The following is a 12,833-nucleotide window of genomic DNA, read 5'->3' as shown; positions in this document are numbered from 1 at the left end:
TCTTCGAGAGCTTTGCAGCAGGAGAGAAGGGACCGGCTGCCCGCAGCTCCAGGACGATCAGCGCCTCACAACCTCCCGTTCCTCCCAGCCATAAAGCCAGTCGAGATCGGCCGCGAGCCTTTCTCCAGGCCGTGTCGCCAGGATAAGATTGCGGGCCATAGCGATGGGGCCGGCAGCATGCCAGGCAAGGCGGTTGATGGCACCGCGGCGAGCCACTCTCGCCACACGCGGCCGTCGCAGGTTCTCCCACATCCGAAGACTTTCCACTGGACAGCCAGGGAAGTCGGCTATGACATTGGCAAGCGTCGCTGCATCCTCGATCGCCATCGCTGCCCCCTGCGCCGCGAACGGCGTCATCGCATGCGCGGCATCGCCGATCAGTGCGATGCCGGCTGGCGTTGTCCAGGGCTGCTTCTGCTCAACGGTATGGAGTGGCCACGTCAGCCATGGACCGGCCCGTTCCACCAGCTTTGCAAGGCTTGACGCGGTGCCGCGCATGGCGGCGGCGAGGATGCTTGGATCGGCACGGCCGGACCAGCCCTCGGCGACGCGCTCACCTTTTGTGAAGGCGACGACGTTGAAGGCGTCGCCCTTGCTGACGGGATAGGCGACCATGTGGAAACCCGGATGGAGAAAAGTCGTGACGCAATCGACCGCACCGATCGCGGCAAAGGCTTGCCCAGCGCCGCTATCGGCTGCGACGGTGGCGCGCCAGGCCAACTCTCCCGAAAAGCGGCTTCTTGGCGATGCCATCCTGTTTGAATCGACAAGCGCGCGCACCAACGACCAGACGCCATCGGCACCGACCAGCAACGAGCCTTGTTCCTCTGCCGTCTTGCCGCCGATCTCGACAGTCGCCGTGACACCATGGCTGCCAGTAGCAATTTTCTCGACGCGCCCTCCGAGAGTGAGACGAATATCAGGCATCTCGGCAACACGCGCCATCAGCGCGCTCTGCAGGTCCGCCCGGTGCGCGACGAGATAGGGAGCGCCCCAGCGCGTTTCGCCAGCTTGCCCCAGCGGCACCCGCGCCAATTCGCGCAACGTCCTTGCGTCCTTCAGCACCACGGCCTCCGGCTGAACCGCCGCCGGCAACAGCCGGTCGAGCACGCCGAGTTGGCGCAGGATGCGTGTTGCGTTGGGGGAGAGCTGGAGGCCGGCACCCACGGCTTCGAGGCGCTGTGCTTGTTCGAAAACCTGCACGCAATAGCCGCGTTCGGCAAAGGCGATGGCCGCCGTCAGCCCGGCGACGCCCGCTCCGGCGATGACGACTTGCCGGGAGCGCGTGTCGTCCATCAGCTCTGTCGCGAAAGAATCAGGCGGCCTGGTCGACGTAGAGGCAGCCGACCGGCAGCGTTTCCGACGCCTTCAGCTTCGGCGAATAGCGATAGAGCGTCGAGCAATAGGGGCAGACTTTCTCATTGTCGTCGCCCATGTCGAGAAACACATGCGGGTGGTCGAAAGGCGGGTTGGCGCCCGTGCACATGAATTCCCTGACACCGATGTCGATCGCCGGATGGCCCGCATCGTTCTGGAAATGGGGAATGGAACCGCCTGCCATCGTCGTCTCCTTAACGCAGTCTCGCATGCATCTGGATCATAACAGGTCTCTTTGCAAGATCGATGAAATGAAACTGTCGCAAAAGCCTGTCAGAGGATAAGTTGAGCCGGTTAAGCGTGTGACTGCGGACGCCAAGCGATTCCGCGACCGATCACGCGTCACAAAAACATGTTAGAGCGTCCATCGCCATCTGGCGACGCTCCAAAAGGAACGGTTGCGGGCAGGAACCATGAACGAACTGAAGCCGGTGCAGAGCGAATTCGTCAATGTCGAGGTGGCCAGTTCGGAGGGCGGCAACCCCGATCGCTTCGTCAACCGCGAGTTTTCCTGGCTGCAATTCAATCGCCGCGTGCTCGAGGAATCGCTGAACACCCATCATCCGCTGCTGGAACGTGTCCGCTTCCTGTCGATCTCGGCAGCCAATCTCGACGAGTTCTTCATGGTGCGTGTCGCCGGCCTCGCTGGCCAGGTGCGCGAAGGAATCACGCTGAAAAGCCCCGATGGCCGCACGCCCGAGCAGCAGCTCGAACAATTGCTGCGCGAGGTTGAACGGCTGCAGGAAGACCAGCAGAAGAGCCTTTCGGCGCTCGTCGTGCTGCTCAACAAGGAAGGCATCGAAACCATCACCCGCGATGCCCTGACCAAGGACGAGAAGGTCTGGCTGGAAGATCATTTCCAGGAACAGGTGTTTCCGGTGCTCACCCCGCTGTCGATCGACCCGGCGCATCCGTTCCCGTTCATACCCAATCTCGGCTTCTCGATGGCGCTGCAGCTTCGCCATCGAAAGAATGGCGAGGAGATGAGCGCGCTCTTGCGCCTGCCGGTGGCGCTGAAGCGCTTCATCCGTTTGCCTGATCGCAAGCACCATGTCCGCTTCATTCCTCTGGAAGAGGCGGTCGGTCTCTATATCGGCAAGCTGTTTCCGGGCTATGAGGTCAAGGGTTCCGGCACGTTCCGCATCATTCGAGACAGCGATATCGAGGTCGAGGAGGAGTCGGAAGATCTCGTGCGCCTGTTCGAGACGGCGCTGAAGCGCCGCCGCCGCGGCTCAGTGATCCGCATCGAATTCGACAAGCTGATGCCAGGCGAATTGCGCGACTTCGTGGCTGGCGAGCTTGGCGTGTCGTCGAGCCGAATCAGCGTGCTCACCGGTCCGCTGGCGCTCAGCCAGATCTCCGAAATCGTCTCCATCCCTCGCGATGATTTGAAGTTCACGCCCTACAATCCGCGCTTTCCCGAGCGCATCCGCGAGCATGGCGGCGACTGTTTCGCCGCCATTCGCGAGAAGGACATCGTCGTCCACCACCCCTATGAATCCTTCGATGTCGTGGTGCAGTTCCTGCGGCAGGCGATGGCCGACCCCGAAGTGGTGGCGATCAAGCAGACGCTTTACCGCACCTCCAACGACAGCCCGATCGTGCGCGCGTTGGTCGACGCGGCCGAGGCCGGCAAGTCGGTCACCGCGCTTGTCGAGCTCAAGGCCCGCTTCGACGAGGAAGCCAACATCCGCTGGGCGCGCGATCTCGAGCGCGCCGGCGTGCAGGTCGTGTTCGGCTTCCTCGAACTCAAGACCCACGCGAAAATGTCGCTTGTGGTGCGGCGTGAAGACGGCAAGCTGCGCAACTACGTGCATCTCGGCACCGGCAACTACCACCCGGTCACCGCGCGCATCTATACCGACCTGTCCTTTTTCACCACCGATCCGACGATCGCCCGCGACGTCGCCCAGCTGTTCAACTTCATCACCGGCTATGCCGAGCCGACCGATGAAATGCGGATCGCGATCTCGCCATTCACGCTGAGAAGCCGCATCCTCAAGCACATTTCCGACGAAGTCGCCCATGCACTGGAAGGAAGGCCGGCCCGTATCTGGATGAAGATGAACGCGCTTGTCGACCCGATCATCATCGACGCGCTTTACGATGCCAGCCGCGTCGGGGTGGAAATCGACCTCGTGGTGCGCGGTATCTGCTGCCTGCGGCCGCAGGTGCCGGGCCTGTCGGAAAACATCCGGGTCAAGTCGATCGTCGGCCGCTTCCTCGAACACAGCCGCATCTATTGTTTCGGCAACGGCCACGGCCTGCCCTCGGATGAAGCGATCGTCTACATCTCCTCAGCCGACTTGATGCCGCGCAATCTCGACCGGCGCGTCGAGACCATGGTGCCGATCACCAATCCAACTGTGCATGAACAGATCCTGGGCCAGATCATGCTGGGCAACATCATGGACAATCAGCAAAGTTTCGACGTATTGGCAGATGGAACCTCCCGGCGCGTGGTGCTGGAGGAGGGCGAGGAACCGTTCAACGCGCAGGAATATTTCATGACCAATCCGAGCCTGTCGGGACGGGGTGACGCGCTGAAGTCGCATGCGCCCAAGCGCATTGCGCAGTTCAAGCGCCGCAAGAAGAACACTGCAGCGACCACCTGATGCTGTCTGATTCCCAGGGCCGGCTGCAGGACCGCCGACCGCTGTCCATCATCGACATCGGGTCGAATTCGATCCGCCTCGTTGTCTATGAAGGGCTGGCGCGCTCGCCGACCATGCTGTTCAACGAAAAGATGCTCGCTGGTCTTGGCCGCGGCATCGTTTCGACCGGCAAACTCGACCCCGAGGCGGTGACGCGCTCGATGGAAGAGTTCGGTCGCTTTCGTGCGCTGTCCGACCAGGCGGGCTCCGAGCATATGTATGTTCTGGCCACCGCCGCGGCGCGTGAGGCGATCAACGGTCCCGATTTCATCCACCGCGCCGAAGAGGTGCTGAAAACCGAAATCCGGGTGATCAGCGGGCGTCAGGAGGCTTATTATTCGGCCCTTGGTGTCATTTCCGGCTTCCATCCGGCCAATGGCATTGCCGGCGATCTGGGTGGCGGCAGCCTCGAACTGGTCGACGTCAATGGCGAGGCGATCGGCGACGGCATAACGCTGCCGCTCGGTGGCCTGCGCCTGCAGGATATGGCGAAGAATTCGCTCACCCAGGCGCAGAAGATCGCGCGTGACGAGCTGGCGCGTGCCAAGCTTTTGAAAGGCGGGCAGGGCCGGCCCTTCTATGCCATCGGCGGTACCTGGCGAAACCTCGCCCGTCTGCATATGGAGATGAACAACTACCCGCTCGGCGTCATGCACCATTACGAGATGTCGGTCGACAGTGCGGCGAATTTTCTCAAGCAGGTGGCCAGAGCCGAGATAGAGAAGGTCAAGGGTATCGAGGGCGTTTCGAAGAATCGTCGCTCGCTGCTGCCCTATGGCGCCATCGTGTTGCAGGAGATCATGGCGGCGATGCAGCCGTCGAAGATCATCGTCTCGGCGCTCGGTGTGCGAGAAGGGTTTCTCTATTCGCTGCTCGACGAGGCCGAGCAGAAGGCCGATCCGTTGATCTCGGCGTCCGAGGAACTCGCTAGGTTGCGCTCGCGCTCCGTCACCCATGCGCATGAGCTGGTGGACTGGACGGCCAAGTCCTTCGCCGCCTTCGGCATCGACGAGACCGAGGACGAGGCGCGCTACCGCCACGCCGCCGCATTGCTGGCCGATATCGGCTGGCGCGCGCATCCCGAATACCGCGGCAGGCAGTCGCTCAACATCATTGCCCATGCCTCTTTCTACGGCGTCGACCATCCCGGCCGTGCTTTCCTGGCATTGGCCAGCGCCTATCGTCACGACGGCATCTTCAACGAATCCATCGCACCCGAAATCAAAGCGCTGGCGACCCCGCGCTACCTTGAGCGGGCCCGCGTTCTGGCGGCGATGATGCGTGTGGTCTATCTGCTGACGGCCTCGATGCCGGGCATCATGCCGAGGCTGAAATGGGAACAGCGCGCCAATGGCGTGCTGGCACTGGTACTGCCGGCGTCGCTCTCCGACCTCTACGGCGAGCGGCCGGCCGGCCGCCTGGCGCAGCTGGCGCGGATCACCAACCGCCGGCTGGTTCTGGCGGTCGAGGGAGGCCCGAGCGTTTCGGTGAAATAGCGTATTCTGGTAGGCGGGGGCTCAGGTCGCGTCCGCACCGATGCCGAAACCGCGTCCGTCGGCCGACCAGGCTCCGGCACCAGCCATCGCCAGCGCCAGGAAACCGCCTGATATCGCAATGTCCTTCATCAGCATCTGCTGGTGCAGGAAGGCAAGCATCGCATCGCCGGCGCCCTGGCCGTAATGGCCGATGAAGCCGGCAACGACGCAGAAGGCCGCCAAGAGCAGCGCGACGATCCGGGTCTGGAAGCCGATGAGGATCAGCAACCCGGCGATCAGTTCGAACAGGCCCGTGCCCCAGGCGGCGAGCGTTGGCAGCGGCAGACCGAGGCCGGCGAAATAACCTGATGTACCGGCGATGTTGGCGAGCGCCTGGAAGCCGGATGGTACGAACAACACGGCAAACAGCAGCCGCGAAACCAGAAGCAATGCGTTGCGGGTCATGGCCACCTCCCTTGCCTGCGCCAGATTGGCTCGCGCCGGCAGCCGCGCAGTCTATACCTGTGAGGCCGCGGCCGAAACCGAACCGGCTATTTCAGACAACGAAAAAGCAGCACGGAAAATTCCGCGCCGCTTCTGTCAAGGCCCGGGAGGGGCTTAGGAGTAAGGTTCAGCCGCGCTTGGCGTCGATCGAGTAGGCGCCGGCGCCCGACGAAGCCAGCAGCAGGAAGCCGCCGGTGATAGCGACGTTCTTGAGAAACTGGATCATCTGCATCTGGTCGGCCCAGCCGGTGTGGGCGACAAGCCCGGTGGCGATCGTGAAGACCGCGAGCACCCAGGCGGCGATCCGGGTCTGGAAACCGACGAGGATGGCGAGGCCGCCGAGCAGTTCGATCAGGCCGACTACAACTGCGGTTACGGTCGGAAGGGGCAGGCCGAGACCGCCGAAATAGGCAGCGGTACCGGAAATCGCGCTGAGCTTGCCGAAACCGGAAAGCAGGAAAATGACCGCGAGCAGGATGCGGCCGAGCAGGATGGTGACAGAACTGTTGGACGCGGTGCCGGCGCCGGCGGTGGAAGCGTTGATGGACATGGTGACTCTCCGAATGGGTTGAATGCCCATGAGATAGACGATGCCGACTGTTCACCAAAGCCGCCTATCCGGCGACACATCGTTCACAGGCTGTACATTTCCGTGATCGGCCAAGTAGCGCGAAATTCGTGTCGGGTAGCGCGGTGACGGGAGTAAATTCTCCCGCCGCAAAACACCTTACCCCGGATGCGTCATGTCCTCCGGCCGCACCAGTCGGTCATAGTCGGCTTCGCTGACCAGTCCGGTGGCCAGCGCCTCCTCGCGCAGCGTCGTGCCGTTCTTGTGCGCCGTCTTGGCGATCTTGGCGGCGCTGTCGTAGCCGATGGTGGGCGCAAGCGCCGTCACCAGCATCAGCGAGCGGTCGAGGGCCGCCTTGATGTTGTCTTCCCGCGCCTCGATGCCAACGACGCAATTGTCGGTGAAGGAGACCGATGCGTCGGCGAGCAGCTGCACCGACTGCAGGAAATTGTAGGCCATCAGCGGGTTGTAGACATTGAGTTCGAAATGACCCTGGCTGCCGGCGAAGGTGACTGCTGCGTTGTTGCCGAACACTTGCACGCAGACCTGTGTCATCGCTTCACACTGCGTCGGGTTGACCTTGCCCGGCATGATCGACGAGCCGGGTTCGTTTTCCGGCAGCGACAACTCGCCAAGGCCCGACCGCGGGCCGGAGCCGAGGAAGCGGATGTCGTTGGCGACCTTGAACAGTGCGGCGGCCGCCGCGTTGATGGCGCCGTGCGAAAAGACCATGGAATCGTGTGCCGCGAGTGCCTCGAACTTGTTCGGCGCGGTGACGAAGGCGATGCCGGTGATGGCGGCAATGCGATCAGCCACTCTTTCGGCGAAGCCGACCGGCGCGTTGAGGCCGGTGCCGACAGCGGTGCCGCCTTGCGCCAGCTCCTGCAGGCCGGGCAGCGTCAGTTGGATGCGCTTGATTGACGAGGCGACCTGCGCCGCATAGCCCGAGAATTCCTGGCCCAGCGTAAGCGGGGTGGCATCTTGCGTGTGTGTGCGGCCGATCTTGATGATGTGGTTGAACTCCCGGCTCTTGGCGGCGAGCGCCTTGTGCAGGTGCTTCAGCGCCGGGAGAAGGTCGTGCACGATGCGCTCGGCGCAGGCGATATGCATGGCCGTTGGATAGGTGTCGTTCGACGACTGGCTCATATTGACGTGGTCGTTGGGATGCACCGGTTTCTTCGAGCCCATGACGCCGCCCAGCATCTCGATCGCCCGGTTGGAAATCACCTCATTGGCGTTCATGTTGGACTGCGTGCCCGAGCCGGTCTGCCAAACCACAAGCGGGAAATGGTCGTTGAGCTTGCCGTCGATGACCTCTTGCGCGGCCGCGATGATCGCCTTGCCGATTGCCGGATCGAGCCGCTTCAACTCCATATTGGCTTCCGCTGCTGCCCGCTTGACGATGCCCAGCGCGCGCACGACCGAAACCGGCTGCTTTTCCCAGCCGATCTTGAAATTGCCGAGCGAGCGCTGCGCCTGCGCGCCCCAATAGCGGTCGGCGGCAACCTCGATGGGGCCGAACGTATCGGTTTCGGTTCTGGTCTTTGGCGTGCTCACGGCAAGTCTCCAGTCTGTCGATTTGGGCAACGGCGTATCGCGTTGCACAAATGGCTTCAAGCGGAGATTGCGGGCGGTGAGGATGCAAATCGGTTGAAGATGGGCGCTTCCTTCTTCTCCCGCGACAGAAGAAGGGCAGGGCGCATCTCACCCTGCCGTATAGCCGCCGTCGATGGCAAAGATACCGCCGCTGGTCCATGCCGCCTCGGCGCTGGCCAGATAAACCGCCATCCCGGCGAGGTCGTCGGGGCGGCCGATGCGCCCCAGCGGGTAGCTGCGTTCGACATAGGCCTTCAGCTCCGCCTGCGCCTCGGCCGGCAGATTGTCGACGGTCTTGCGCCGCATCGCCGTATCCACCGTGCCGGGCGCAATGGCGTTGACGCGGATGCCGCGCGGCCCAAGCTCGAAGGCCAGCGATCTGGTCAGCGGTTCAATGCGCCTTTGGACAGGGAGTAGAGGCTGGAGGGCCGCTTCGGGATCATCTTGCTGGCGAAATAGGAGGAGATGTTGATGACGGATGCGCCGGCGCCGAAATGCTGCAGCAGCCCCTGGGTGAGGAAGAACGCCGCCGTCACATTGAGCGCGAAGGAGTGCTGGAACTGCGCCGCGCTGACGGTCTCGAACGGCACGAGGTAGGCAACACCGGCATTGTTGACGAGAACGTCTAGCGGCCGGCCGGTCTCTTCCACATGCTCTATAACAGCCGCGATATAACAGCCGCGATGCCGGGGCTGGTGGCAAGGTCGCCGGACACCGTCTCCACCTGGCCGATCAGGCCGGGAGCCGTCAGCTTCTGGCGCGCGGCTTCGAGCTTGCCGGCGTCGCGGCCGACGATCAGGACATCGGCGCTGTCACGCAGGAACGCTTCCGCGATTGCCAGGCCGATGCCGTCCGAGCCGCCTGTGACCAGGGTGCGTTTGTCTTGCAGTCTCATCGGGCACTCCGAACTCGCCTTGGCCAAGGCCAGAGCACCGCACAGTCGCGGCTCGGGTCAAGCCGCTGGCCTATCCCACGGTATGAACTTCGCCAGTTGCCGACGTTCGGATCGTCTGCCCTTGCATCCGCCGCGCCAACGGGATAGCCGCGTTGATCGAAAACGGGTCGCGGCGAAAGCGTCTTTAAAAATGGGATCACTCAAGACCGGACCAAAGGCGCTTCCGATGGCTGTCGACGTCGTCGAGGTCGGCAGGCGCTTGCTGCCCGGCCTCAATCGCGGCGAGATCCACTGCCGTTTCGAAGGCGGCAAGCTCAAGGTGCGCTCCCGCGCCGCCTGGCTTGAAAGGCATGTGCAGGTCCTGACTTTGATAGCCGAGGCGTTGGCATCCCTGGGCGTCCGTAGCCTGCCGCCGTTCTATATGCTGCTTGGCGACACGCCGTCGCGCCGAAGGCATCGCCATTTCCGCACGCGTTTCGCCTTCTCCCAAGCCGACGGCTATGGCGAAGTGGCCGCGCCCGATTTCGTCTTCGATGGTTGGCCGGACGCGAAGTTCGACGACTATGACCAGAAAACGCAAGCGATGGCGGCTGCGTCGGAACAGCCGCCGCGCGATAACAGGTTGTTCTGGGCGGGGCGCTGCATGAACGCTGCCCGCAAAAGAATCGTCGAGATCGCGTCGGCCCGTCCGGACCTCGTCGAGGCGTACGACACCGAGGCGAATTACGATGTCGCCACTAACAGGTATTCCACCAAATTCATGACGATGGAAGACCAGGTTGCCACCTACAGATACATGATCGATGTCGAAGGGGCGGGTTACAGCGGCCGTTTCAAGATGCTGCTTCACACCAAGCGCGTCGTGCTGCTGCAGGATCGGCCGTGGCGCGAGTGGTTCTTTGACGATATCGAACCGTTCCGCCACTATGTCCCTGTGGCGCGCGACATGTCGGATCTGGCCGAACGCATCGAGTGGCTGCGCGCCAATCCGAAGCTGGAAGCCGAAATAGCCGCCGAGGCGCGGCATTTCGCGCAAGTTCGCCTGACGCGCGCGGCGGCCGTGGCTGCATGGGCGAAGCTCCTACGGGATCACATCGCCGCCGGTGGCAATCTCAAATCCGGTCTGCAGGGGCGCAAGCGTGCCACCGGCTGGCCGCCCTGATAGACCGCGCCTGTCACATCGTATGAAACCCTGCTGCCCGGCCCAGGGCGGTCTTATGCGCCGACGGTCGCAGGCTGGTGCATCGCCAGTCGGGCGGCGACAAAATCCTTGACCTGGCGGATCGCCTGTTCGCGCGACACGCTGCCCGGCTCCAGGCCAAGACGTAGCCAAAGCCCGTCGATCAGCGCGGTGACGCCAAGCGCGATGTCGTCGGCCTCGCTGGGCGGGGCAAGGCCGTGCAGGCCGGACAACAGGTTCGAGCGCATGCGTGCGTGCAGCACCTTCTGGATGCGCGCCAGCTTTTCGTCGCGCGGCACCTCGGCGCAGAGCGAAAGCCAGGCATGGCATAGAGGCGGCAGGAACAGATGCTCCTCGAAATTGCCGTCGATCACCGCATCGAGCCGCTCCATCGGCGTGCGCGCCTGGCGAAGCCGGGCGACCACCGCGTCGCGCAGCACGGCGTTGGCCTCGCGCATCGCATGCTCGAACAATTCCTGCTTGTTGCGGAAATAGTGCAGCACGATGCCCTTGGAGGCGCCCGCATGGGCGGCAACCTTTTCCAGCGTCGCACCGGCAATGCCCTCGCGCTCAAGCACCGCGAAGGCGGCCTGCCGCAACTCCTTGCGGCGTATGTCACTGAGACGCTTGAGTTTCACGGCTTCGATCCAGGCATTACGAATCCACGTTGACATTTTCGTCCGCCGAGATCAACAATTGACCAATGGGACAATAAGAAAACCAACTGGTCAATCTAGCGATAGAGGAGAATCGAAATGGTCCGCATGCTTGCAAATGGCGTCTGTCTTGCAGCCCTGATGCTGAGCGCTCAGGCGACTCAAGCGGCCGAGGCCGAGCAGTGCAGGGCGGTCCGCATGGCCGAACCGGGCTGGAACGATCTTGCCTTCACCACCGGCGTCGCCAATGTCTTGCTCGGCGCGCTCGGCTACCAGCCGCAAAGCTCGGTGCTGGGCATCAACGTCATCTACGAAGGCATGAAGAACAACGATCTGGACCTGTTCCTCGGCTATTGGGACCCGGCCATGGTCACCTATTACGAACCTTACAAGAAGGACGGCTCGGCCGAGAATGTGCGCGTCAATCTCGAAGGCGCCAAATACACCTTCGCCGTTCCGACCTATGTCTGGGATGCCGGCGTCAAGGATTTTGCCGATCTGCACAAGTTTGCCGACAAGTTCGGCAAGAAGATGTACGGCATCGAGCCCGGTTCGAACCAGCTGATGATGGACGCCATCGCCGACCCGTCGCTCGGTCTCGGCGGCTGGCAAGTGGTCGAGTCGAGTGAAGCCGGCATGCTTTCCGAGGTCGGCTATGAGATCAAGGAGAAGCAGTTCATCGTCTTCCAAGGTTGGGCGCCGCACCCGATGAACACCATGTACGACTTCAAGTACCTGACCGGAGGCGACAAGTTTTTCGGCCCGAATTTCGGCGCCGCGACGGTGACGACGCAGGTGCGCAAGGGTTATCTGCAGCAATGCCCGAACGTCGCGCAATTCCTCAAAAACCTCACCTTCGACATCGATTTCGAAAATGTCGGCATGGGTTATCTGATCAATGACGGCCTGAAGCCGGAGGACGGGGCGCTGAAGGCGATCACGGCGAACAAGACCCGCCTCGATGCCTGGCTCGCCGGCGTCACCACTTTCGACGGCAAGCCCGGCCTTGCCGCGGTCAAGGAGAAGCTCGGCCTGTGACATCGGTCGTGCTGGAAGCGGCTCCGGATTCCTGGGCGGAGCAGGACGCCTGGGCCGGCCGCAAGCAATTCGTCGATCTCGCTGGCCTCGAGACCGCCTATGTCGAGATCGCAGGCGCCGAACCGGCGCTGGTTTTGGTGCATGGCTTCACCGATACCAGCCGCAGCTTTTCGCTGCTGGCGCCGCATCTGGCCGGCCGCCGGCTGATCATGCCCGACCTGCGCGGTCACGGTGCATCGCCAGCGGGCAAAGGCTTCGGCATTGACGACTTCGCCGACGACATTGCCGGACTGATCCGGCATTTGCAGCTCGATAAACCTGTTGTCGTTGGCCATTCGCTGGGCGCCATGGTGGCCATCGCTCTGGCAGCGCGGCACAACGACCGTATCGGCGGGCTGGTGGTCATGGCCGGCACATTGAAGCCCCGTTTCGCGCGCGATCATCCGCTCGTTGCGGGTGTGCAGGCCTTGCGCGACCCGATATCACCGGCCGACCCGTTCTATGACTGGTGGCATGCGTGCCGGCCCGGGGTACCCCAACCGTTTCTCGGCGGCCTGGCGAAAGACGCCTCGGCAATGCCCGCGGCGCGTTGGCGCACCATCCTGGAGGAGATTTGCCGTGCTGACCTGACCGATGCGGCACAAAAGGTTGCCGTCAAAACGTTGATCATCGCCGGCGTCCTCGACCCGTTGTTCAGCGACGCGCACCAAGAGACGCTGTCGCGTTCTCTATCTGGGGCAAGCATGGTGCGCGCCGAGAAGTGTGGCCACAATCCGCATTGGGAGGATCCGGCCTTTGTCGCTGAGGTGATCGACAGGACGTTCACGAGCGCCTAGACCCGGCGATACCGTGCCGGACCTCATTCCGATGGCTCAGCCAGCCGTGATGTT

Annotated in this window: 12 protein-coding genes and 1 pseudogene; 5 read left to right on the top strand and 8 right to left on the bottom strand. The window is 62.9% G+C overall.

The annotated features are described in order from the left end of the window. Window positions 1-57: 57 nt before the first annotated feature. The gene (locus tag HGP13_RS25345; protein ID WP_172230249.1) at window positions 58-1,296 is read right to left on the bottom strand and encodes an FAD-dependent monooxygenase; all 1,239 of its coding nucleotides are present in this window, start codon (window positions 1,294-1,296) and stop codon (window positions 58-60) included. Between the two features lie 19 nt (window positions 1,297-1,315). Beyond that, window positions 1,316-1,561 carry a zinc-finger domain-containing protein gene (locus tag HGP13_RS25340; protein ID WP_172230246.1) on the bottom strand — a complete coding sequence of 82 codons (246 nt, stop codon included), beginning with the start codon at window positions 1,559-1,561 and terminating at the stop codon, window positions 1,316-1,318. Window positions 1,562-1,790: 229 nt separating this feature from the next. Between HGP13_RS25340 and HGP13_RS25335 the strand changes: the two genes are divergently transcribed. Continuing rightward, on the top strand, window positions 1,791-3,992 hold the full coding sequence (locus HGP13_RS25335; protein ID WP_172230243.1) for an RNA degradosome polyphosphate kinase: 2,202 nt from the start codon (window positions 1,791-1,793) through the stop codon (window positions 3,990-3,992). Further along, entirely contained in the window at window positions 3,992-5,527 is a 1,536-nt protein-coding gene (gene ppx, locus HGP13_RS25330) for an exopolyphosphatase (RefSeq protein WP_172230240.1), read from the top strand. The genes HGP13_RS25335 and ppx overlap by 1 nt, the downstream gene beginning before the upstream one ends. A 21-nt stretch (window positions 5,528-5,548) precedes the next feature. On the opposite strand, the gene HGP13_RS25325 is transcribed toward ppx, so the two are convergent. The 5 genes and pseudogenes from HGP13_RS25325 to HGP13_RS38615 all read right to left on the bottom strand — a co-directional run bounded on the left by HGP13_RS25325 (window position 5,549) and on the right by HGP13_RS38615 (window position 9,069). Further along, window positions 5,549-5,971: a DoxX family protein gene (locus HGP13_RS25325; RefSeq protein WP_172230237.1), complete on the bottom strand. Its 423-nt coding sequence runs from the start codon at window positions 5,969-5,971 to the stop codon at window positions 5,549-5,551. Window positions 5,972-6,137: 166 nt separating this feature from the next. Continuing rightward, window positions 6,138-6,560: a DoxX family protein gene (locus HGP13_RS25320; RefSeq protein ID WP_172230234.1), complete on the bottom strand. Its 423-nt coding sequence runs from the start codon at window positions 6,558-6,560 to the stop codon at window positions 6,138-6,140. Window positions 6,561-6,737: 177 nt separating this feature from the next. Continuing rightward, a complete protein-coding gene (gene fumC, locus HGP13_RS25315) occupies window positions 6,738-8,135 on the bottom strand; it encodes a class II fumarate hydratase (RefSeq protein WP_172230231.1) in 1,398 nt (465 codons plus the stop codon). A 147-nt stretch (window positions 8,136-8,282) separates the two neighbouring features. Further along, window positions 8,283-8,824, bottom strand: a pseudogene (locus HGP13_RS25310) (SDR family oxidoreductase). Window positions 8,825-8,829: 5 nt separating this feature from the next. Further along, window positions 8,830-9,069, bottom strand: coding sequence for an SDR family NAD(P)-dependent oxidoreductase (locus tag HGP13_RS38615; protein ID WP_281410975.1), 240 nt, complete (start codon window positions 9,067-9,069; stop codon window positions 8,830-8,832). Between the two features lie 226 nt (window positions 9,070-9,295). Here HGP13_RS38615 and HGP13_RS25305 point away from each other — a divergent pair, with 226 nt between their 5' ends. After that, entirely contained in the window at window positions 9,296-10,231 is a 936-nt protein-coding gene (locus tag HGP13_RS25305; protein ID WP_210267806.1) for a glycosyl transferase family 90, read from the top strand. A gap of 53 nt (window positions 10,232-10,284) precedes the next feature. Here the strand turns inward: HGP13_RS25305 and betI are convergent, their stop codons facing one another. Then, window positions 10,285-10,923, bottom strand: a complete 639-nt coding sequence (betI, locus tag HGP13_RS25300) for a transcriptional regulator BetI (RefSeq protein ID WP_172230224.1) — start codon at window positions 10,921-10,923, stop codon at window positions 10,285-10,287. 81 nt (window positions 10,924-11,004) lie between these two features. Between betI and choX the strand changes: the two genes are divergently transcribed. Together choX and HGP13_RS25290 are read left to right on the top strand one after the other, a co-directional pair. Beyond that, window positions 11,005-11,943, top strand: a complete 939-nt coding sequence (choX, locus tag HGP13_RS25295; RefSeq protein WP_172230221.1) for a choline ABC transporter substrate-binding protein — start codon at window positions 11,005-11,007, stop codon at window positions 11,941-11,943. Then, window positions 11,940-12,779, top strand: coding sequence for an alpha/beta hydrolase (locus tag HGP13_RS25290; RefSeq protein ID WP_172230218.1), 840 nt, complete (start codon window positions 11,940-11,942; stop codon window positions 12,777-12,779). Before choX ends, HGP13_RS25290 begins: the two co-directional genes overlap by 4 nt. The last annotated feature ends 54 nt before the right edge of the window (window positions 12,780-12,833 follow it).

Source organism: Mesorhizobium sp. NZP2077, assembly GCF_013170805.1.
Taxonomy (GTDB): domain Bacteria; phylum Pseudomonadota; class Alphaproteobacteria; order Rhizobiales; family Rhizobiaceae; genus Mesorhizobium.
Note: the sequence above shows the minus strand (reverse complement) of the source record. Positions and strands in the feature narration are given on the sequence as shown.

Bases quoted from the DNA above. Each gene is read 5' to 3' on its own strand.
- HGP13_RS25340 (WP_172230246.1), bottom strand. From the start codon at position 1,561: ATGGCAGGCGGTTCCATTCCCCATTTCCAGAACGATGCGGGCCATCCG.
- ppx (WP_172230240.1), top strand. From the start codon at position 3,992: ATGCTGTCTGATTCCCAGGGCCGGCTGCAGGACCGCCGACCGCTGTCC.
- HGP13_RS25335 (WP_172230243.1), top strand. From the start codon at position 1,791: ATGAACGAACTGAAGCCGGTGCAGAGCGAATTCGTCAATGTCGAGGTG.
- choX (WP_172230221.1), top strand. From the start codon at position 11,005: ATGGTCCGCATGCTTGCAAATGGCGTCTGTCTTGCAGCCCTGATGCTG.
- HGP13_RS25305 (WP_210267806.1), top strand. From the start codon at position 9,296: ATGGCTGTCGACGTCGTCGAGGTCGGCAGGCGCTTGCTGCCCGGCCTC.
- betI (WP_172230224.1), bottom strand. From the start codon at position 10,923: ATGTCAACGTGGATTCGTAATGCCTGGATCGAAGCCGTGAAACTCAAG.
- HGP13_RS38615 (WP_281410975.1), bottom strand. From the start codon at position 9,069: ATGAGACTGCAAGACAAACGCACCCTGGTCACAGGCGGCTCGGACGGC.
- HGP13_RS25345 (WP_172230249.1), bottom strand. From the start codon at position 1,296: ATGGACGACACGCGCTCCCGGCAAGTCGTCATCGCCGGAGCGGGCGTC.
- HGP13_RS25320 (WP_172230234.1), bottom strand. From the start codon at position 6,560: ATGTCCATCAACGCTTCCACCGCCGGCGCCGGCACCGCGTCCAACAGT.
- HGP13_RS25325 (WP_172230237.1), bottom strand. From the start codon at position 5,971: ATGACCCGCAACGCATTGCTTCTGGTTTCGCGGCTGCTGTTTGCCGTG.